This is a genomic window from Nocardioides sp. CPCC 205120, from assembly GCF_048654585.1.
Classification (GTDB): Bacteria; Actinomycetota; Actinomycetes; order Propionibacteriales; family Nocardioidaceae; genus Nocardioides.
This window is the reverse complement of the sequence record NZ_JBMCYY010000001.1, coordinates 1,727,499-1,746,485: the sequence shown is the minus strand read 5'-3', so window position 1 is coordinate 1,746,485 and position 18,987 is coordinate 1,727,499. Positions and strand designations below refer to the sequence as shown.

Annotated in this window: 17 protein-coding genes; 16 read left to right on the top strand and 1 reads right to left on the bottom strand. The window is 74.8% G+C overall.

The genetic code is table 11. The features are described 5' to 3' along the window. Positions 1 to 25: 25 nt before the first annotated feature. From ACOACO_RS08150 to allB, 10 genes are all read left to right on the top strand, one after another. Entirely contained in the window at positions 26 to 562 is a 537-nt protein-coding gene (locus ACOACO_RS08150) for a PH domain-containing protein (RefSeq protein WP_420295739.1), read from the top strand. Continuing rightward, a complete protein-coding gene (locus tag ACOACO_RS08145) occupies positions 559 to 2,286 on the top strand; it encodes a PH domain-containing protein (protein ID WP_420295738.1) in 1,728 nt (575 codons plus the stop codon). The genes ACOACO_RS08150 and ACOACO_RS08145 overlap by 4 nt, the downstream gene beginning before the upstream one ends. A 9-nt stretch (positions 2,287 to 2,295) precedes the next feature. Further along, complete coding sequence (locus ACOACO_RS08140; protein WP_420295737.1) at positions 2,296 to 3,072, top strand: exodeoxyribonuclease III; 777 nt, start codon at positions 2,296 to 2,298, stop codon at positions 3,070 to 3,072. Between the two features lie 213 nt (positions 3,073 to 3,285). Further along, the gene (locus tag ACOACO_RS08135) at positions 3,286 to 3,747 is read left to right on the top strand and encodes a hypothetical protein (RefSeq protein ID WP_420295736.1); all 462 of its coding nucleotides are present in this window, start codon (positions 3,286 to 3,288) and stop codon (positions 3,745 to 3,747) included. A 1,003-nt stretch (positions 3,748 to 4,750) separates the two neighbouring features. Further along, positions 4,751 to 5,911 carry an acetamidase/formamidase family protein gene (locus tag ACOACO_RS08130; protein WP_420295735.1) on the top strand — a complete coding sequence of 387 codons (1,161 nt, stop codon included), beginning with the start codon at positions 4,751 to 4,753 and terminating at the stop codon, positions 5,909 to 5,911. Positions 5,912 to 5,919: 8 nt separating this feature from the next. Continuing rightward, on the top strand, positions 5,920 to 7,452 hold the full coding sequence (locus ACOACO_RS08125; protein WP_420295734.1) for an AtzH-like domain-containing protein: 1,533 nt from the start codon (positions 5,920 to 5,922) through the stop codon (positions 7,450 to 7,452). 104 nt (positions 7,453 to 7,556) lie between these two features. Next, complete coding sequence (gene uraD / locus ACOACO_RS08120) at positions 7,557 to 8,060, top strand: 2-oxo-4-hydroxy-4-carboxy-5-ureidoimidazoline decarboxylase (RefSeq protein WP_420295733.1); 504 nt, start codon at positions 7,557 to 7,559, stop codon at positions 8,058 to 8,060. After that, positions 8,057 to 8,398 (top strand): hydroxyisourate hydrolase, encoded by a 342-nt coding sequence (gene uraH, locus ACOACO_RS08115; RefSeq protein WP_420295732.1) that lies wholly within the window; start codon positions 8,057 to 8,059, stop codon positions 8,396 to 8,398. Before uraD ends, uraH begins: the two co-directional genes overlap by 4 nt. 1 nt (position 8,399) lies before the next feature. Next, positions 8,400 to 9,320, top strand: a complete 921-nt coding sequence (pucL, locus tag ACOACO_RS08110; RefSeq protein WP_420295731.1) for a factor-independent urate hydroxylase — start codon at positions 8,400 to 8,402, stop codon at positions 9,318 to 9,320. After that, positions 9,293 to 10,654, top strand: a complete 1,362-nt coding sequence (gene allB / locus ACOACO_RS08105; protein WP_420295730.1) for an allantoinase AllB — start codon at positions 9,293 to 9,295, stop codon at positions 10,652 to 10,654. The genes pucL and allB overlap by 28 nt, the downstream gene beginning before the upstream one ends. On the opposite strand, the gene ACOACO_RS08100 is transcribed toward allB, so the two are convergent. Beyond that, a complete protein-coding gene (locus ACOACO_RS08100; RefSeq protein ID WP_420295729.1) occupies positions 10,651 to 11,184 on the bottom strand; it encodes a TlpA family protein disulfide reductase in 534 nt (177 codons plus the stop codon). The genes allB and ACOACO_RS08100 overlap by 4 nt on opposite strands. 117 nt (positions 11,185 to 11,301) lie before the next feature. Here ACOACO_RS08100 and ACOACO_RS08095 point away from each other — a divergent pair, with 117 nt between their 5' ends. The 6 genes from ACOACO_RS08095 to ACOACO_RS08070 are packed head-to-tail and all read left to right on the top strand — an operon-like array spanning position 11,302 to position 18,877. Next, positions 11,302 to 12,573, top strand: a complete 1,272-nt coding sequence (locus ACOACO_RS08095; protein ID WP_420295728.1) for a pyridoxal-phosphate-dependent aminotransferase family protein — start codon at positions 11,302 to 11,304, stop codon at positions 12,571 to 12,573. After that, entirely contained in the window at positions 12,570 to 13,895 is a 1,326-nt protein-coding gene (locus ACOACO_RS08090; RefSeq protein ID WP_420295727.1) for an allantoate amidohydrolase, read from the top strand. Before ACOACO_RS08095 ends, ACOACO_RS08090 begins: the two co-directional genes overlap by 4 nt. Further along, on the top strand, positions 13,892 to 14,716 hold the full coding sequence (locus ACOACO_RS08085) for a MurR/RpiR family transcriptional regulator (RefSeq protein WP_420295726.1): 825 nt from the start codon (positions 13,892 to 13,894) through the stop codon (positions 14,714 to 14,716). The genes ACOACO_RS08090 and ACOACO_RS08085 overlap by 4 nt, the downstream gene beginning before the upstream one ends. After that, the gene (locus ACOACO_RS08080; protein ID WP_420295725.1) at positions 14,716 to 15,576 is read left to right on the top strand and encodes an FAD binding domain-containing protein; all 861 of its coding nucleotides are present in this window, start codon (positions 14,716 to 14,718) and stop codon (positions 15,574 to 15,576) included. The genes ACOACO_RS08085 and ACOACO_RS08080 overlap by 1 nt, the downstream gene beginning before the upstream one ends. Further along, entirely contained in the window at positions 15,573 to 18,350 is a 2,778-nt protein-coding gene (locus ACOACO_RS08075; RefSeq protein ID WP_420295724.1) for a molybdopterin-dependent oxidoreductase, read from the top strand. Before ACOACO_RS08080 ends, ACOACO_RS08075 begins: the two co-directional genes overlap by 4 nt. Further along, complete coding sequence (locus ACOACO_RS08070) at positions 18,347 to 18,877, top strand: nucleoside deaminase (RefSeq protein ID WP_420295723.1); 531 nt, start codon at positions 18,347 to 18,349, stop codon at positions 18,875 to 18,877. The genes ACOACO_RS08075 and ACOACO_RS08070 overlap by 4 nt, the downstream gene beginning before the upstream one ends. The last annotated feature ends 110 nt before the right edge of the window (positions 18,878 to 18,987 follow it).

Genomic DNA, 18,987 nt, shown 5'->3' with positions numbered 1-18,987 from the left:
CGGCACGACGTGGGAGGCTCGCACCGTGAGCACCCCGACGTCGCCGCCCCGGCAGGACCCGTCCGCGGACCCCACCCCCGTCGCCCTGCGTCTGCCCGCGCACCAGGTGTCGCCGCGCGCCCGCGGCTACTGGCGGGTGACCGCGGCGCTCGCCACCGCGCTGCCGGTGATCGGCCTCGCCATCGCGTGGGCCCTGTGGGGCGGGCGGCCGTGGTGGTTCACGCTGCTGCTCGTCGCCTCGGTCGTGCTCCTCGTCGTCCAGGTCGTCGTCATGCCGCCGCTGCGTTACCGCATCCACCGCTGGGAGGTCACCGGCGACGCCGTCCACACCCGCAGCGGGTGGCTGAGCATCGACGAGCGCGTCGCCCCGCTCTCCCGCGTGCAGACGGTCGACTCCTCCCAGGGCCCGATCCAGCGCATGTTCCGGCTCCGCTCGCTGACCGTCACCACCGCGTCGGCGGCCGGCCCGATCAGCATCGAGTGCCTCGACGAGCGGCTGGCCCGCGAGCTGGTCGCCGAGCTCACCGCCATCACCTCGGCCACCCGGGACGACGCGACGTGAGCGAGCAGCACCCCCCGTCGTACGGCCCGTCGCCCGACTCGCCGTACGGCCCGTCGGCCCCGCAGGAGCCGCAGCAGTGGGCGCAGCCGCCGGCGGACCCCGACGAGGAGGGGTGGATCCGCCTCGACAAGCGGATGCTGGTCATCGGCCCGGTGCGGGTGCTGGGGCAGTTCGCGTTCCCGCTGGTGCTCGGCTTCATCGGCGTCGGCACGCAGATGGGCCCGTGGGCGCTCCTCTTCGTGCCCGTCGCCGTCGTGGCGGCGTGCGTGCTGGGCGCGATCCCGTGGCTGACGACCTACTACCGGCAGACCGCCACCCAGTTCGAGGTGCGCCGCGGGCTGCTCAACCGCACGAACCAGACGGCCCCGCTCGACCGGGTGCGCAGCGTCGACCAGACCGCGTCGCTGCTGCACCGCGTGCTCGGCGTGACGAAGGTCGAGATCGGCACCGGCGTCGACGACAGCCGCATCACCCTCGACGTCGTGACCGCCCCGGAGGCGCACCGCCTCCAGGTCGCGCTGCTGCCCCGCACCGTGGGCGGCGCCGCGCCGACCCCGACCCCCGCGGCCGGTGAGGGGCGGGCGGCGCCGGACGCGTCGCCGTACCCGCCGGAGGCCGTGCCGGGCTCCCCCGTCGGTACGCCGGGTCCCGGTGCCGAGCAGGTGCTCGCGACGCTGCGCTGGTCGTGGCTGCGCTTCGCCCCGCTGAGCCTGGCGCGGCTCGCGATCGTGGCGGGCGCGTTCGGTGCCGGCTCGCAGTTCTTCGACGACCTGCCGATCTTCGACACGGAGCACGCGTCGGCGCTGTGGGACTGGCTGGGCCGCCAGTTCCTGCCGCTGCTGCTGCTCGTGGTCGCGGTGGTGCTGCTGGTGCTGTGGCTGGTGATCTCGCTGACGGGGTACGTCGTGCAGTGGGCCGGTTTCCGCCTCGTGCGCCAGCCCGGCGGGCGGCGCCCGGGCGACACGTCGCTGCACCTGCGCGCCGGCCTGCTCACCACGCGCTCCGTCACCGTCGAGGAGCGGCGCGTGCGCGGCGTCGTGCTCGTCGAGCCGGCCCTCATGCGCTTCGCCGACGGCGCCGAGCTGGCCACGCTGGCGACCGGGGTCGAGGACGGCACCACGAAGGTGCTCCCGTCGTGCCCGATCGACGTCGCCGTCGCCGTCGGCCACGACGTGCTGGGCCCCGACGCCGCGGCTGCCGCTCCCCTGACCGCTCCCCTGGTCTCCCACGGTCCGGCTGCCCGCCGGCGCGCCCACGTGCGCTGGCAGTGGTCGACCCTCCTCTTCGGTACGGCGACCCTCGTCGCCGCGCTCCTGGCCGACGAGGTGCCCGACTGGGCGCCCGTGCCGGTCGCGGTGTTCTTCGCGGTGCTCGGGGTCGCCGGGGCGGAGTCGTCGTACCGCAACCTGGGCCACGCCCTCACCACCCTCGACGGGCGGCCGCGGCACCTGGTGGCCGGCAGCGGGGCGTTCGCGCGCACCCGCACCGTGCTGGAGGCCGAGGGCGTGATCGGCTGGGTGGTGGAGCAGTCGTTCTTCCAGCGCCGTACCGGTCTGGCCGACCTGGTGGCGACCACGGCGGCCGGCGGGGAGTCGGTGCGCGTGCGCGACGTCGACCTCGGCACCGGGCTGCGGCTCGCGGACGCGACGACGCCGGGGCTGCTCGACCCGTTCGTCGCGGGTCGCGCCGACACCCCGCGCCGGGCCGCGCCGCTCGGGTCGTAGCCTCGAGCGGTGCGCATCGCGACCTGGAACGTCAACTCCCTCCGCTCCCGCATCGACCGCGTCGAGGCCTTCCTCGAGCGTCACGACGTCGACGTGCTGGCGCTGCAGGAGACGAAGGCGCGGGTCGACCAGCTGCCGCTGATGGGCTTGCAGGCGCGCGGCTACGAGGTGGCCGCGGCCGGCACGAGCCAGTGGAACGGCGTGGCGATCATCAGCCGCGTCGGCCTCGACGAGGTGGAGGTCGGCTTCCCCGGCATGCCCGGCTGGGGCGACCCCGTGGAGCCGGAGGCGCGCGCTATCGGCGCGGTGTGCGGCGGCGTGCGCGTGTGGTCGCTGTACGTGCCCAACGGGCGCAAGGTCGACGACCCGCACTACGTCTACAAGCTCGACTGGCTGGCCCGCCTGCGCGAGGCCGCCGGCGCCTGGGCGGACACCCCCACCGCGCTCGTCGGTGACTGGAACATCGCGCCCCGGGACGAGGACGTGTTCGACATGAAGCAGTTCGCGACGTCGACGCACGTGACGCCGCGCGAGCGCGCCGCCTTCCAGGCGTTCCTCGACGCCGGCTGGGTCGACGTCGTGCGTCCGCACGCGCCGGGCCCGGACGTGTACACGTACTGGGACTACTACCGGCAGCGGTACGAGCGGAACCGCGGCCTGCGCATCGACTTCGTCGTCGGGTCGCCCAGCTTCGCCGAGCGCGTGAGTGGAGCGTTCATCGACCGCGAGGAGCGCGCCGGCAAGGGCGCCTCCGACCACGCGCCCGTCGTGGTGGACGTGGACTGAGAAGCCACACAAGCGCCTGTGAGGCCCTAGGACTTTGGGTTAGCTCTAGGGCCTCCTTTCTATTGTTTGAAGCACCGAGAGCGATTCTTGGCGCACGGGGGGAGATTGACCGCATGCCGCGTGGCCTGGCAGTACCCCTACGAGGGGTGGGGTGCCTGGGTTCGTCACACGCTCCACTGCGAGACAGCCTCCCAATCCGATATGTTCAGTCACATGGCCCGAACCGGTGACCTCAAGAGAGCCATCATTGGCTACTCTGCTGTGCTGCTCGGGGTTACAGTCAACGCACTAATTGTGGCTGCTGACGCCACAAAACCAGCGACGGACAGAGTAGCGGCAGGCATCTTCCTGTTCGTTGTTGTCGCCGTGTACTTGTATTCCGTCTTAACGGCTCGCGGTCGTGCAGCGTTGATTAGTGACTCTGGCGTTCCGCAGAGCACTCGGGGGAAGACGTTCTACTACGCGATCGTCATTGCCATACTGGTTCTGATTGTTGGCTCAGTCATCAGGTTTGATTTGCCTTACTGGTCAAGCATCTTGTTGGTTTTTCCCATCGCGACCGTTGTGTACTTTGCTTTCTACCGGGTCATCATGCGTCTAGACGAGAGGTGGGTTGAGAGCGAGACTTCCTCCTCCACCCCGCCGTCTGACGAACGACGCTGGGGTCAGCAGTGAAGACACCGCACCCGCTTCGCAAGTTTGCCTTCGAACTCTCTTTCTTTGCAGTCTTCAGTGTCCTGTTCGTATGGGGTTTCTGGGTTGGAGTGTCTCGGACGCAGCAGGTCGCTGGTCAACTGCTGTCGCTGGTGGTCATCTGCTTTACCGGTTACCGAGCCTTTTCTCGACGTGGCCAGCAGGCAACGTTAGAGAACAACGAGCCCCTTGACTTGAGTCGCCCTGTTGACCAGTGGCTATTCTTCTTTCAGTTCATCTTCCTCATGGCGCTTGTGACTCTGCAGGGCAGTCTTGATTGGTCGTACTGGTCGAAAATGACTATCCTCCTTCCCTCATCCATCATTGCGTTTCGGTGTGCATTGATTGCGATACGACCTTGGGTGAGGAAACGAAGGGCTGAGCAGACTGAACAGAAGCCGTAGAGTGCGACGACAGCGAAGAACGTCGTGAACGGCGTGGCGATGAACCATCAACCACCTACAGCCAGCGTGTACGCCACCATGAGCAATGCCAGCACTGCGCCGATGACTGCACCGGTCTTGGTCATTCATCGTATGGGTCCTAAAGCAATGCAATGGTGTCGATGCCATAGATGGTGAGAATGAGCCTCAGTGCGTCTTTGCTTCCACCGTCAATCTTGGTGTGCCATGCCTCTTCCCCTACCGGCGGAGGAACGATGCGGTTCCACGACCTCGCGAGCGTCGCCGTACTGTTCGACCGCGTGGTCGACGGCCTCGTTGCTCTCCCGCAGCTCCTCGGACCCGCAACGGCGTGCGTCGATTCAGCCGGAGACCCGCCCGTCGGCTGAACCTGCGCACTCTCGTGCGACGAGGGCGCGGCGGCCGCTCCACGCCACGTCCCGGCCGCGACTCTGCGACGAATCCCTGTGCTCTACGGCCCAGGCATTGGCCGCAGAGCACATGTTTCCCCGCCTAGGCGGGGAAACCTCAGCGCTGCAACGCCCGGAACACCCCCGAAACATCGGTTTCCTAGCGTGCGCGGCGTGACTCTCCTCCCCGTGCCCGACCGGCCGCTCGACGCCGGGGTGGGGCCGATCCGCTCGGCGACCTACCTCCCCTCGACGCGCGAGAACCTCCTGTGGGGGCGTCTGCCCTGCGCGCGCGACCGGCCGGTGCTGACGGTCGACCCGGGCACGGAGGTCACGGTCGACACCCTCAGCCACGAGGGCGTGCTGGAGGACCAGGGCCGCGACCCGCGTGCCTTCTTCGCCCGCCACGGGGTCGGGGCCGACGGGGTGCTCGCCGACGCCGTCGACCTCGCCGCCTCCGACCACCCGCACGCGCCGGGCACCGACGGGCCGCACGTGGTCACCGGGCCCATCGCGGTGCGCGGCGCCCGCCCGGGCGACCTGCTCGCGATCACCGTCCTCGGGACCCTGCCCCGTGTGCCGTACGGCGTCGTGTCCAACCGGCACGGGCGCGGCACGCTGCCCGGCGAGTACCCCCGCGACGACCTCCCCGTCTTCTCCGCCTTCGCGGCGCTCACCGAGCACACCGGCGCCGACGGCGAGCGGGCGTCGTACGGGGAGCTGCCCCTGACCCAGGCCGGGTACGGCGACCCGCAGGCGCCGCGCGTCCGGTTCCCGCTCGCGCCCTTCCTCGGGATCATGGGCGTGGCCGTCGCGGACGACGCCCGGCCCCACTCGGTGCCGCCCGGCGCCCACGGCGGCAACCTCGACATCAACCTGCTGACCGTCGGGGCGACCCTCTACCTCCCGGTGCAGGTCGCCGGGGCGCTGGCCTACGTCGGCGACCCGCACTTCGCGCAGGGCGACGGCGAGGTCGCGCTCACCGCGATGGAGGCCAGCCTCCGCGCGACCGTGCGGCTCGACGTCGTGGCCCACGAGGAGGCGGTCGCCGCGTTCGGCGAGCTGGCGGGGCCCCTCGCCGAGACCCGCGACCACCTCGTGCCCACCGGCCTCGACCCCGACCTCGACGTCGCCACCCAGAACTGCGTGCGCGCCGCCATCGCCCTGCTCGGCGCGCGCTACGGCATGGAGCCGGCGATGGCCTACGCCTACCTCTCGGCCGCCACCGACTTCGACATCTCCCAGGTGGTCGACGTGGTCAAGGGCGTCCACGCCCGCATCCGCACCGCCGACTTCGCGCACCTCCCGCCGTACGACGGGCCGGCCGCGCGATGATGCCGCCCATGAGCGGTACGGCGAGCGCGCCCGACGACCTGCCCCCCGGCCTGGTCGAGGCCTTCTGGGCCTACGAGCGGGCGCTGATGGCCGACGACCTGGCGACGCTCGACGCCCTCTTCGCGCCCGGCCCCGACACGCTGCGCGCCGACGCCGCCGGCGTGCTGGTCGGCCACGACCAGATCAGCGCCTTCCGCGGCGGCCGGGGCGGTGCGCCGCGCCGTACCGTCGTCGACGTCCGCGTGCAGGTGGTGGACGACGCCAACGCGCTCGTCATGGCCACCACCGAACTGGCCCGCGGCGGCCGCGGCGTGCAGACCCAGCTGTGGCAGCGCCGCGCGCAGGGGTGGGTCGTCACCGCCGCCCACGTCGCGACCACCCCGCCCGCGCTCGACACACGCATCTGGCGCGTCGTCGGCGACCCGCTGGTGACGGGCCGCCACGAGGGCCCGCTCGCGGGCGAGACCGTGGCGGTGAAGGACGTCTACGCCATCGCCGGCCAGAAGGTGGGGGCGGGCAGCCCGGCGTACCTCGCCGCCGCCCCGCCCGCGCCCCGCACCGCACGGGTCGTCCAGCGCCTCCTCGACGCGGGTGCGGACGTCACCGGCATCGCGCGCACCGACGAGTTCGCCTGGAGCCTGTTCGGCACCAACGAGCACCACGGCACCCCGCCCAACCCGCACGCACCGCGCCGCATCCCCGGCGGCTCGTCGTCGGGGTCCGCGACGGCCGCGAGCCTCGGGCAGGTCAGCATCGGCCTCGGCACCGACACCGGCGGCTCCATCCGCGTGCCGTCCGCCTGGCAGGGGCTGTGGGGCATCCGCACCTCCCACGACGCCGTGCCCCGCGACGGGCTCCTCGCCCTGGCCCCGACCTTCGACACCGTCGGGTGGATGACCCGCGACGCCGGCCTCCTGGCCCGCGTCGGCGACGTGCTGCTGCCCCCCGCCCCGCCGCCGGCCGTCAGCGACCTGGTGCTCGCCACCGACCTGCTCGCCCTGGCCGCGCCCGACGTTCGCGCCTCCGTCGAGGCCGTGACGCGGTCGTGGGGCACCGTCTTCCGCGAGACCTTCGGAACCCGCGAGCTGGCCGAGTGGCGGCGCACGTTCGTGCTCGTGCAGTCCGCCGAGGCGTGGCGCCAGCACGCGGGCTGGGTCGCCTCGCGCCTGTCGACCCTGACCGCGCCCGTGCGCGCCCGCTTCGAGGCCGCCGCCCGCCTCGACCCCGCCGAGGTGGCCGCGGCCACCGACGCGCTCACCGGCATCCGGCTCGAGATCCGGCGCCGCATCGGCGACCGCGTCCTGCTGCTGCCCTCGGCGCCGACGGTCGCGCCGTACCCCGGCACCGCCGACCAGCAGCTGCGCGACACCCTGCTCGAGCTGACCTCCGTCGCCGGGATCGGGGGCCTGCCCGCCGTCAACGTGCCGCTGCGCACCGCCGAGGGCCTGCCCTGCGGCGTCTGCCTCGTGGCGGCGCCGGGCCGCGACCGCGACCTCCTCGCGCTCGCCGCCGACCTGGCCCGCGCCACCGCAGCGCCCTGAGGCCGCCGCCGAAACGTTCGTTACCACCACGAAACGCGCGCGCCGGTCCGTGAAACACGGCGTCCCTAGGTTGGTCGCCGACCGCGGGGAAGGGAGCCAGGGGCGTGCGGATCGAAGAGTTCAACGGCCTGCCGGCCGACGCGGCGCGGGACCTGCTGCGCCCGGCCGCCGACGTCGGCTGGTGGGTCGACGCGCTGGTCGCCGGGCGTCCGTACGACGACCGCGGCGCCCTGCTCGCCCGCGCCGAGCGGGAGGCCGCCCGGTGGAGCCCCGCCGACGTCGACGCCGCCCTGGCCCACCACCCCCGGATCGGCGAGCGGCCCGCCGGCGACGGCGCCGAGGCCGCCCACAGCCGGCGCGAGCAGGCCGCGATCGTCGAGACCGGACCGCGGGACCCCGGGCTCGAGGAGGCCATCGCGGCCGGCAACGCGGCGTACGAGACCCGCTTCGACCGCGTCTTCCTCATCCGGGCCGCCGGGCGCAGCCGCAAGGAGATCCTCGACGAGCTCGTGCGCCGCCTCGACCTCGACCCGGCCACCGAGGCGGCCGAGGTCACCGGCCAGCTGACCCAGATCGCGCTCCTCCGACTCGACGGGATCCTCTCGTGACCACCTGCTCCACCCACGTGCTCGACGCCGCCCGCGGCGTGCCGGCGGCCGGCCTGAAGGTGACGCTCGCGGACGCCGACGGCACCGCGCTGGCGCACGCCACCACCGACGCCGACGGACGCGTGCGCTGGGACGGGCCGCTGGAGCGGGCGGGCCTGGCCGCCGACCTCGACCCCGCGACGTACCGGCTGCAGTTCGCGACCGGCCCGTGGTTCACGGCCGCCGGGCGCGCCACCTTCTTCCCGCGCGTCGAGCTGACCGTGGGCCTCGCGGGACCGCACGCGCACGTGGCGCTGCTGCTGAGCCCGTACTCCTACACCACCTACAAGGGGAGCTGAGATGGCGATCGGCGACATCGTCCTGGGGGCCAACCAGTACGGCAAGGCGGAGTGCCGCCTCGTGCGCGTCGACCGCGACACCCCGGTCCACCGCATCACCGACCTCAACGTCACCGCCCAGCTGCGCGGCGACTTCGCCGCCTGCCACACCGACGGCGACAACAGCCAGGTCGTCGCGACCGACACGCAGAAGAACACGCTCTACGCCTTCGCCCGCGAGCACGGCGTGCGCACGCCCGAGCACTTCCTCATGACGTACGGCGCCCACTTCGTCGAGGGGTTCCCGTGGGTGAGCGGCGGCCGCTGGGAGGCCGAGACCTCCACCTGGGACCGCATCGCCGTCGACGGCGCCGCCCACGACCACTCGTTCGTGCGGCGCGGGCAGGAAACCCGCACGACGGTCGTGCAGAAGGACGGCGACGCCACCTGGATCGTCTCCGGCCTCAAGGACTGCGTCGTGCTGAAGTCGACCGGCTCCGAGTTCCACGGGTTCCCCCGCGACCGCTACACGACGCTCGCCGAGGTCGACGACCGCATCATGGCGACGTCGGTGACGGCGTGGTGGCGCTACGCCCCGCAGACCCAGGCCGAGCTCGAGGAGCTCGACTTCGACGCCCTGTACGACGGGATCCGCGCCGAGCTGCTCGCCGCGTTCGCCGACCTGCACTCCCTGGCGCTGCAGCAGACGCTGTTCGCGATGGGGCGCCGGGTGCTCGAGCGGTACGGCGTGGTGGCCGAGGTGCGCCTGTCGTGCCCGAACAAGCACCACTTCCTCGTCGACCTCGAGCCGTTCGGCCTCGACAACCCCGGCGAGGTGTTCTTCGCCGCCGACCGCCCCTACGGGCTCATCCAGGCGACCATCACCCGGGAGGGGCAGGCCGAGGTGCCGCAGGCGTGGGCCACCGTGCCCGCGTTCGCCTGATGCGGGTCGACGCCGTCCGCGCCCGGCGGGTGCTGGTCGGGGACGCGTTCGTGCCCGCCACCGTGGTCGTGCAGCGCGGACGGATCGCCGCGGTCGAGGCCTACGAGCACGAGGCCGAGGGCGTGGTCGTGCAGGCCGCCGACACGGCGTACGTCGTGCCCGGGGTCGTCGACACCCACGTGCACGTCAACGAGCCGGGGCGCACCGAGTGGGAGGGCTTCGCGTCCGCGACGCGGGCCGCCGCGCTGGGCGGGGCGACGACGCTGGTCGACATGCCGCTGAACTCGCTGCCGCCCACCACCACGGTGGAGCACCTGCGGGTCAAGCAGGCCGCCGCGCGGGACCAGCTGATGGTCGACGTCGGCTTCTGGGGCGGGGCGGTGCCCGGCAACGTGGGCGACCTCGAGCCGCTGTGGGACGCCGGCGTGCTCGGCTTCAAGTGCTTCCTCGCGCCCAGCGGGGTCGACGAGTTCCCGCCGCTCGACCCGGAGCAGTTCCGCGCGGCGCTGGCCGAGGTGGCCCGTTTCGACGGGCTGATGATCGTGCACGCCGAGGACGCGGGCGTGCTCGCGGCGGCGCCGCAGGAGGCGGGCGGGTCCTACCGCGCGTTCGTGCGCTCGCGGCCCCACGAGGCGGAGGTCGCGGCGATCCAGCAGGTCGTCGACGGTGCCCGCGAGACCGGCGCCCGGGTTCACGTGCTGCACCTGTCGAGCGCCCGCGCGCTCGACCTCATCGCCGACGCCCGCGCCGAGGGCCTGCGGCTGACCGTCGAGACGTGCCCGCACTACCTCGTCTTCGACGCCGACCGGGTGCCGCACGGGGCGCCGCAGTTCAAGTGCTGCCCCCCGATCCGCGACGCCGGCAACCGCGAGGAGCTGTGGGCGGCGCTGCGGGCGGGGATCATCGACTGCGTCGTCTCCGACCACTCCCCCGCCACCGCCGAGGAGAAGGGCCGCGGCGACGGCGACCTCCAGCAGGCGTGGGGCGGCGTCTCCGGCCTGCAGGTCGGGCTCGCGGTCATGGCCGCCGAGGCCCGCCGCCGGGGCATCGGGCTCGCCGACGTCAGCCGGTGGATGTCGCGCAACACCGCCGACCTCGTCGGCTTCGCCCACAAGGGCCGCATCGCGGTGGGCGCCGACGCCGACCTCGCCGTCTACGACACCGGGGTCGACTTCCGGGTCGAGGCCGCACGGCTCGCCCACCGCAACCCGATCTCGGCGTACGACGGCATCCGCTACGGCGGCCGCGTCGTCCGCACCGTCGTGCGCGGCAACGCCGTCGACGTCGACCGCCCCGACCACACCTGGGGGCGGATGCTGGAGCGCGGGCGCTAGAGCGCCGCCTCGAGCCCCGCGAGCACCTGCTGCTTGGTGGGCGCGCCCGCGGCGCGGGTGACCTCGCGGCCGGCGGCGTCGAGCACGAGCGTCGTCGGGGTGCGGCGCACGTCCAGGTCGCGCACCAGCTGGAGGTGGTGCTCCGCGTCGACCTCCACGTGGGCGACCCCGGGCACCAGCTCCGCCACCTCGCCGAGCACCCGCCGGGTGGCGCGGCACGGGGCGCAGAAGGCGGAGGAGAACTGCAGGAGCGTCGCGCGCTCGCCGGGCTCCCCCGGTACGCCGGCAGCCGCTGCCCGCGCCCACGCGCCGGGCTCGGCCGGGGCGGTCGGCTCCGACGCCGGGGTCTGGGTCACGGGGTCCTCCTCCAGCGGGTTCTGCTCCGGCGGCGTCTCCAGCGGGCCGGTGGCGGGCTCCGCCGTACCGGCCGGGGAGGCGGCACCCCGGAACCGGCCGTCGGTGCGCAGGCGCCACAGCCCGAGGCCGCCGGCGAGCACGACGGCGGCGAGCAGGATCCACAGACCGGTCACGAGCGGGGCAACGCCCGCGCGGCGGCGCCCATTCCGCCGCCCCGCTCCGTGGGGCCCGAAACAACCCGTTCGCGCGCCGAAACACCTCGGAAACGACCGTTTCATAGCGTCCACGTCATGCCCGCCGCCCCACCGGTCGCCCCGGTCCACCCGCCCGCGCGCCTGCTCATGGGCCCCGGCCCGATCAGCGCCGACCCCCGCGTGCTGCGGGCGATGGGCGCGCCGCTCGTGGGCCAGTACGACCCGTCGATGACGGGCTACATGAACGAGACGATGGCGCTCTACCGCCAGGTGTTCCGCACCGCCAACGAGCAGACGCTCCTCGTCGACGGCACCTCGCGGGCCGGCATCGAGGCGGCGCTGGTCAGCCTGCTCGAGCCCGGTGACCGGGTGCTGGTGCCGGTGTTCGGTCGCTTCGGCCACCTGCTGGTGGAGATCGCCGAGCGCTGCGGCGCCGAGGTGCACACCCTCAGCGCCGACTGGGGCACGGTGTTCGCCCCGGAGCAGGTCGAGGAGGCGGTGCGTGCGGTCCGTCCGAAGCTCGTCGCCGTCGTCCACGGCGACACCGCGACCACGATGGCCCAGCCCCTCGCCGACCTCGGCGAGATCTGCCGCCGCCACGACGCGCTGCTCTACGTCGACGCCACCGCCACCCTCGGCGGCAACGCCTTCGCCACCGACGACTGGGGCGTCGACGTCGCCTCGGCCGGGCTGCAGAAGTGCCTCGGTGGGCCGTCCGGCAGCGCCCCGATCACGCTGTCGCCACGCGCCGTCGCGGTCGTCGACGGACGTCGCCACGTCGAGGCCGGCATCCGCGAGGAGGCCGACGTGGCCCGGGAGGCGGGCACGCGCATCGCGTCGAACTACCTCGACCTCGCGCAGATCATGGACTACTGGGGCCCACGCCGCCTCAACCACCACACCGAGGCCACGACCATGCTCTACGGCGCCCGCGAGTGCGCCCGCCTCCTCGTCGAGGAGGGCGTCGACGCGGCCGTCGAGCGCCACCGCCTCCACGGCCGGGCGATGCTCGAGGGCGTCCGCGGCCTCGGCCTCGCCGTGTTCGGCGACGTCGCCCACAAGATGCACAACGTCGTCGCCGTCCACATCCCCGACGGCGTGCCCGGCGACGCGGCCCGCGCGGCGATGCTCACCGACTTCGGCATCGAGATCGGCACCTCGTTCGGCCCGCTCCACGGCAAGGTCTGGCGCATCGGCACGATGGGCTACAACGCCCGCCGCGACGCCGTGCTCACCACCCTCGCCGCGCTCGAGCAGGTGCTGCGCGGGTACGGCGTGCCGCTGACGGGTGGCGGCGGGGTCGGCGCGGCCCGCGAGGTGTACGCCGAGGCCGCCGCCCCCACCGGGACCACCGGGACCGCCGCGTGAGCGCCGGGACCCCCGGGGCCGCCACCGACCCCACGGCCGCCGACCCCACGACCGCCGCCGGCGTGCTCGCGCGCTGCGCCGAGCTCGACGCCTTCTCCGCCGCGCCCGAGCGCCTCGAGCGCCTCCACCTGACCCCCGAGCACGCCGCGGCCAACGCCCTGGTCCGCACCTGGATGGAGCAGGCGGGCCTGACGACCTGGCAGGACGCGGCCGGCAACCTCTGCGGTCGGCGCGAGGGCCGCGAGCCCGGTCTGCCGGCGCTGCTGCTCGGCTCCCACCTCGACACCGTGCCGGACGCCGGCAGCTTCGACGGCATGCTCGGCGTCGTGCTGGCGGTGGCCGTCGCCCAGCGCCTCGGCGACCGGGTCGGCGAGCTGCCGTTCGCCCTCGAGGTCGTCGCGTTCTCCGACGAGGAGGGCGCCCGCTTCGGGACGGCGCTGCTCGGCAGCCAGGCGCTCGCCGGCAGGTGGGACGACGCCTGGTGGGACCTCGCCGACCGCGACGGCACCACGCTGGCCCAGGCCTACCGCGCCTTCGGCCTCGACCCCGCGCGCAACCACGAGGCGGCGCGGGCGCCGGGCAGCCTCGTCGGCTACCTCGAGGCCCACATCGAGCAGGGCCCCTACCTCGAGGCCGCGGACGCCTCGCTCGGCGTCGTCACCACCATCGCGGGCGCCCGGCGCTTCGTGCTGACCGTCCACGGCGAGGCCCGCCACGCCGGGGGCACGCCGTACGAGCGGCGCCGGGACGCCCTCGTGGGCGCCAGCGAGGCCGTCACCGCCGTCGAGCGCCTGGCCCGCGAGCTGGGGGTCATCGCCACCGTCGGGCAGATCGAGGTGCAGCCGGGCGCCGTCAACGTCATCCCCGGCCGCGCCGACCTCAGCCTCGACCTGCGGGCGCCGCGCGACGCGGAGCGCGACCACGCGTGGGAGGTGCTGCACACGGCCATCACCGACGCCTGCACCGCCCGCGGCCTGCGCCTCGAGGTCACCGAGACCCACTCCGCGCCCGCCGCCCCGTGCGCCGGGTGGCTGCAGCAGGCCGTCGTCGACGGCATCCGCACCACCGGCGACACCGACCCGATGGCGCTGTGGAGCCGCGCCGGCCACGACGCCATGGCGGTCGCCGCCGTCGCCGACGTCGGCATGCTGTTCGTGCGCTGCCACGACGGCATCAGCCACCACCCGGGCGAGGACGTCCGCGAGGTCGACGTGGCCCGCGCCGTCGACGCGTTCGAGGCCGCCGTGCTCGCGGCGGCCACCGCGCACGAGGCGGGCGGCACCACCGCCGTGCCCGCCCCGGCGACGGGACCGGTGCGGTGACGACGGTGCGGATCGACGAGCGCATCGCCACCCACCGCGCGAGCCTGTCGCCCCAGGAGCGCCGCGCCGCCGACACCCTGCTGCAGCACCTCGACGACCTCGCGACCTACCGCGCCGCCGAGCTCGCCGACCTGGCCGGGGTCTCGAAGGCCACGATGAGCCGGCTGTTCCGCAGCCTGGGGTACGCCGACTTCGACGAGGTCCGCGACCACCTCCGGGCCCAGCGCGTCGCGGGCGAGCCCCGCCAGCTGAACGCCCCCGCGAGCCTCCCGGCGCACGCCCGCGCCGAGGCGGCGACGATCGCGACCGTCGTCGGCCAGCCCGGCGTCGTACCGGCCGTCGCCGCGCTCGCCTCGGCGCGCCGGGTGCACGTCGTCGGCTGGCGCGGCAGCCACGCGGTCGCGCTCCACCTGCGCCAGCAGCTCGCCCAGGCCCGCCCCGACGTGCGTCTCGCCCCGCTGCCCGGCCAGGTCATGGGCGAGGAGCTGGCCGACGTGGACGCCGGGGACGCCGTGCTCCTCGTCGGGTTCCGCCGCCGCCCCGTCGGGTTCAGCGCCTTCCTCGCCGACGCCGTCGCGACGGGCGCGGACATCGTGCTGCTCGCGGACCCGACGGCCGCCGACCACCGCCGCCACCTGGGACCGCGCGGCACGTGGCTGGGGTGCCCCATCGCCACCGAGCTCGCCTTCGACTCCTACGCGGCCGCGATGAGCATGGCCGCCGTGCTGGCCGACGGCGTGCTCGCCGCGCGCGGCGCCGCCGGGCGCGAGCGCGTCACCACGATCAGCAACGCCTACCTGCGCCTGAGGGAGATCGAGTGATGGACCTCGCCGAGCTGACCGGCGTGCGTGTCGCACGCACCGAGGACGACCTGGTGCTCCGCCCCGGGGAGGCGTGGCTCGGGGGCGGGTCGTGGCTCTACTCCACCCCGCAGCCCCACCTGACCGGCCTCGTCGACCTCACCGGCATGGGATGGGCGCCGACGGCCCTGCACGGCGACGGGTCGCTGCGGGTCGCGGGCACCTGCACCGTCGCCGACCTCGTCGCCGCCGCCGGGGCCTGGCCCGCCACCGACCCGGCCACCACGAGCGCCGCCGCGCTCGTGCGCCGCTGCGCCGACGCGTTCCTCATGTCCTCGAAGATCTGGCGCACCGCCACCGTCGGCGGCAACCTCTGCCTCGGCCTGCCCGCGGGCGCGATGATCTCGCTGACCACCGCGCTCGACGGCGTCGCCGAGCTGTGGTCGCCGACCCGGGGGGCGCGCGCCGTACCCGTCGTCGACCTCGTCACCGGCCCCGGCCGCACCGACCGCGCGGGCGACGAGCTGCTGCGGGCCGTCGACGTCCCCGCCGCGGCCCTCACCGCCCGGTACGCCTTCCGCCAGCTCGCCCTCACCCCCGTCGGCCGCTCGTCGTCGGTGGTCGTCGGCCGCCTCGACGCCGACGGCGCCTGCACTTTCGTCGTCACCGCCGCGACCACCCGCCCCCTGCGGCTGGCCTTCCCCGCCCTGCCCGGCGCGGCCGAGGTCGCCGACGCCCTGGCCGGGGTCACGACCTGGTACGCCGACCCGCACGGCCCTGCGGACTGGCGGGCCGGCGTCACGCCCGTGCTCGCCGCCGAGGTGCTGGCGGAGCTGGCCGGCGCGGCGGGCACCGCGGGCACCGGGGAGGTCGCCGCGTGATCGAGGTCAACGGCACCCCCGTCGACGCCTCCGGTGCGCACCCCGGCCAGTGCCTGCGCACGTTCCTGCGCGAGACCGGCCACCTCGACGTGAAGAAGGGCTGCGACGCCGGTGACTGCGGCGCGTGCACCGTGCTCGTCGACGGCGCCGCGACCCACTCCTGCGTGCTGCCGCTGCACCGGGCCGAGGGCCGCGCCGTCACCACGGCCGCCGGCCTCGGCACCCCCGACGACCTCCACCCCGTGCAGCGCGCCTTCGCCCGCGCCGCCGGCTTCCAGTGCGGCTTCTGCACGGCGGGGTACGTCGTGACCGCGGCCGCCCTCGCCGACGAGCGCGGCGTCGTGCCCGGCGCCGACGACCCCGCGCGCGCCGAGGAGCTGGCCCGCACGTTCAAGGGCAACCTGTGCCGCTGCACGGGCTACCGCTCCATCCGCGACGCCCTGGCCGGGCGGTGCAACGTCGAGGAGCCCGGCGGTGAGCCCGGGAACGAGCCCGGCGCGGGCTGCGGGGCGGGGGCCGCCCTGGGGCGCTCCGTCGGCGCGCCGGCCGCCCGGCGCGTCGTCACGGGCCGCGAGCCGTTCACCCTCGACCTGCCCGAGGCCGGCGTGCTGCACGTGGCCCTCGTGCAGAGCCCCCACGCCCACGCACGCGTCGTGTCGATCGACGCGCGGGCCGCGGAGGCCGTGCCGGGCGTGCGGCTCGTGCTGACCCACCGCGACGTGCCCGACGTGCTGTTCTCCACCGCGCGGCACCAGAGCCGGCTCGACGACCCCGACGACACCCGGGTGCTCGACGACGTCGTGCGATTCGTCGGGCAGCGCGTCGTCGCGGTCGTCGCCGACTCCCCCCGCACCGCGGCCGCCGCCGCCCGCCTCGTCGAGGTCACCTACGCTCCCCTCCCGGCCGTCCTCGACCCCGAGGAGGCCCGGGCGCCGGGCGCGCCCCTGGTCCACGGCGACAAGGGGCCGGAGAGCCGCATCGCCGACGCGGCCCGCAACACGGTCGCCCGCAGCCACGGGGAGGTGGGCGACGTGGCCGCCGGCCTCGCCGCCGCCACCCACCGGGTCAGCGGCACGTGGCGCACCTCGCGCGTCACGCACGCCGCGCTCGAGACCCACGGCGCCCGCGCCTGGGTCGAGCCCGACGGCACCCTGGTCGTGCGCACGAGCACCCAGGTGCCGTTCCTCGTGCGCGACGAGCTGGCCCGCATCCTCGACCGCGACCCCTCGACGGTGCGCGTCGTCGCGGCCCGCGTCGGCGGCGGCTTCGGCGGCAAGCAGGAGATGATCGTCGAGGACCTCGTCGCGGTCGCCGCCCTGCGGCTCGCCGAGCAGGGCGAGCCCGCGCCGGTGCAGCTCGAGCTCACCCGCGAGCAGCAGTTCACGATGGTGCCGCTGCGCCACCCCATGCGCGTCGAGGTCGAGCTGGGCGCGGACGCCGACGGGGTGCTCACCGCGCTGCGGGTCGACGTGCTGTCCGACACCGGCGCCTACGGCAACCACGGCCCGGGCGTCATGTTCCACGGCTGCCACGAGTCGGTCGCGCTCTACCGCTGCGCCAACAAGCGGGTCGACGCCGAGGCGGTCTACACCCACAACGTGCCCTCCGGAGCCTTCCGCGGCTACGGGCTGGGCCAGGTGGTGCTCGGCATCGAGTCGGCGCTCGACGAGCTGGCCCGCGAGGTGGGCATCAACCCGTTCGAGATCCGCCGCCGCAACGCCGTGGTGCCGGGCGACGACTTCGTCGTCAACGGACCGCCCGACGCCGACCTCGTCTTCGGCAGCTACGGGCTCGACCAGTGCCTCGACCTCGTCGAGTCCGCGCTGGCCGAGGCCCGGGCGGGTGCCGCCGTACCCGGGGAGGGGTGGCTCCTCGGCGAGGGCGTGGCCGCCGCGATGATCGCGACCATCCCCCCGCGCGGGCACCACAGCGAGGCCGCCGTGACCGTCGCACCCGACGGGTCGGTCACCGTCGACGTGGGCACCGCCGAGTTCGGCAACGGCACGGCCACCGTGCACACCCAGCTCGTCGCCGACGCGCTCGGCGTGCCGGTCGGGCGCGTGACGCTGCGCGCCTCGGACACGGCGACGTCGGGCTACGACACCGGGGCCTACGGCTCGACGGGCTCCGTCGTCGCCGGCGCCGCGGTCGCCCGGGCGGCCGCCGACCTGCGGGAGCGTCTCGACGCGGTCGGCGGCCCGGGGGTGCTCGAGTCGCCCGTGACCGCACGGGCGTCCCACACCGGGTCGCCGCGCTCGGTCGCGTTCAACGTGCACGGGTTCCGCGTCGCCGTCGACCCGCGCACGGGCGAGGTGCGGGTGCTCGACTCCGTCCAGGGCGTCGACGCCGCCGTCGTGCTCAACCCCGAGCAGCTGCGCGGCCAGGTCGAGGGCGGCGTCGCCCAGGCGATCGGCGGGGCCCTGCACGAGGAGGTGATGACGATCGACGGAGCCGTCACCACCGCCACCTTCCGCGACTACCGTGTGCCCCAGATGGCCGACGTGCCGCCGACCCGCGTGCTGTTCGCCGACACCGTCGACAGCCTCGGCCCGGCCGGCGCGAAGTCGATGAGCGAGGCGCCGTACAACCCCGTGGCCGCCGCCATGGCCAACGCCGTGCGCGACGCCCTCGGCGTCCGGCCCCACGAGGTGCCGATGAGCCGCGACCGGGTCTGGCGGCTCGCGCAGCGACGGCCCGCCGCGGCTCCCGCCGTACCCCCGAGCCCCACGACCGCCCCGACCCGCACCACCAGCCCGAGCGAGGACCCCCGATGACCACCACCCCCACCCCCGGAGCCACCCCGGTCCCCGCCGCACCGGCCCCCGGCGAGGCCGCCTCCGACGCCGCCTGGATCGCGCGCGCCGTCGCGCTGGCGGTGGAGAACGTCGCCGACGGCGGCGGGCCGTTCGGCGCGGTCGTCGTGCGCGGCGGCGAGGTCGTCGCGACCGGCCAGAACCGCGTGACGCCGACGCTGGACCCGACGGCGCACGCCGAGGTGCAGGCCATCCGCGCCGCGTGCCGGACGCTCGGCGACTTCTCCCTGGCCGGGTGCGAGCTGTTCAGCTCGTGCGAGCCCTGCCCGATGTGCGTGGCCGCGTCGCTGTGGGCGCGCGTCGACCGGGTCGTGTACGCCGCGGACCGCGACGACGCCGCGCGCGGGGGCTTCGACGACCGCGCGTTCTACGACCTGCTGGCCGCGCCCCGCGACACGTGGGCGACGCCGGTGGTGCAGGTGCGCCCGGACGACGCCCCCGCGCCGTTCGACGCGTGGCTCGCGAAGGTCGACCGCACCCGCTACTGAGGCCTCCCGCGCCGCTCGAGCCCGGCGGCCCGGCCACCTGAAACGAACGTAACAGCGGTGAAACGCCGCCAACGTCACGGCGTTACCCGCCCTTCCTAGCCTCCTCGCGT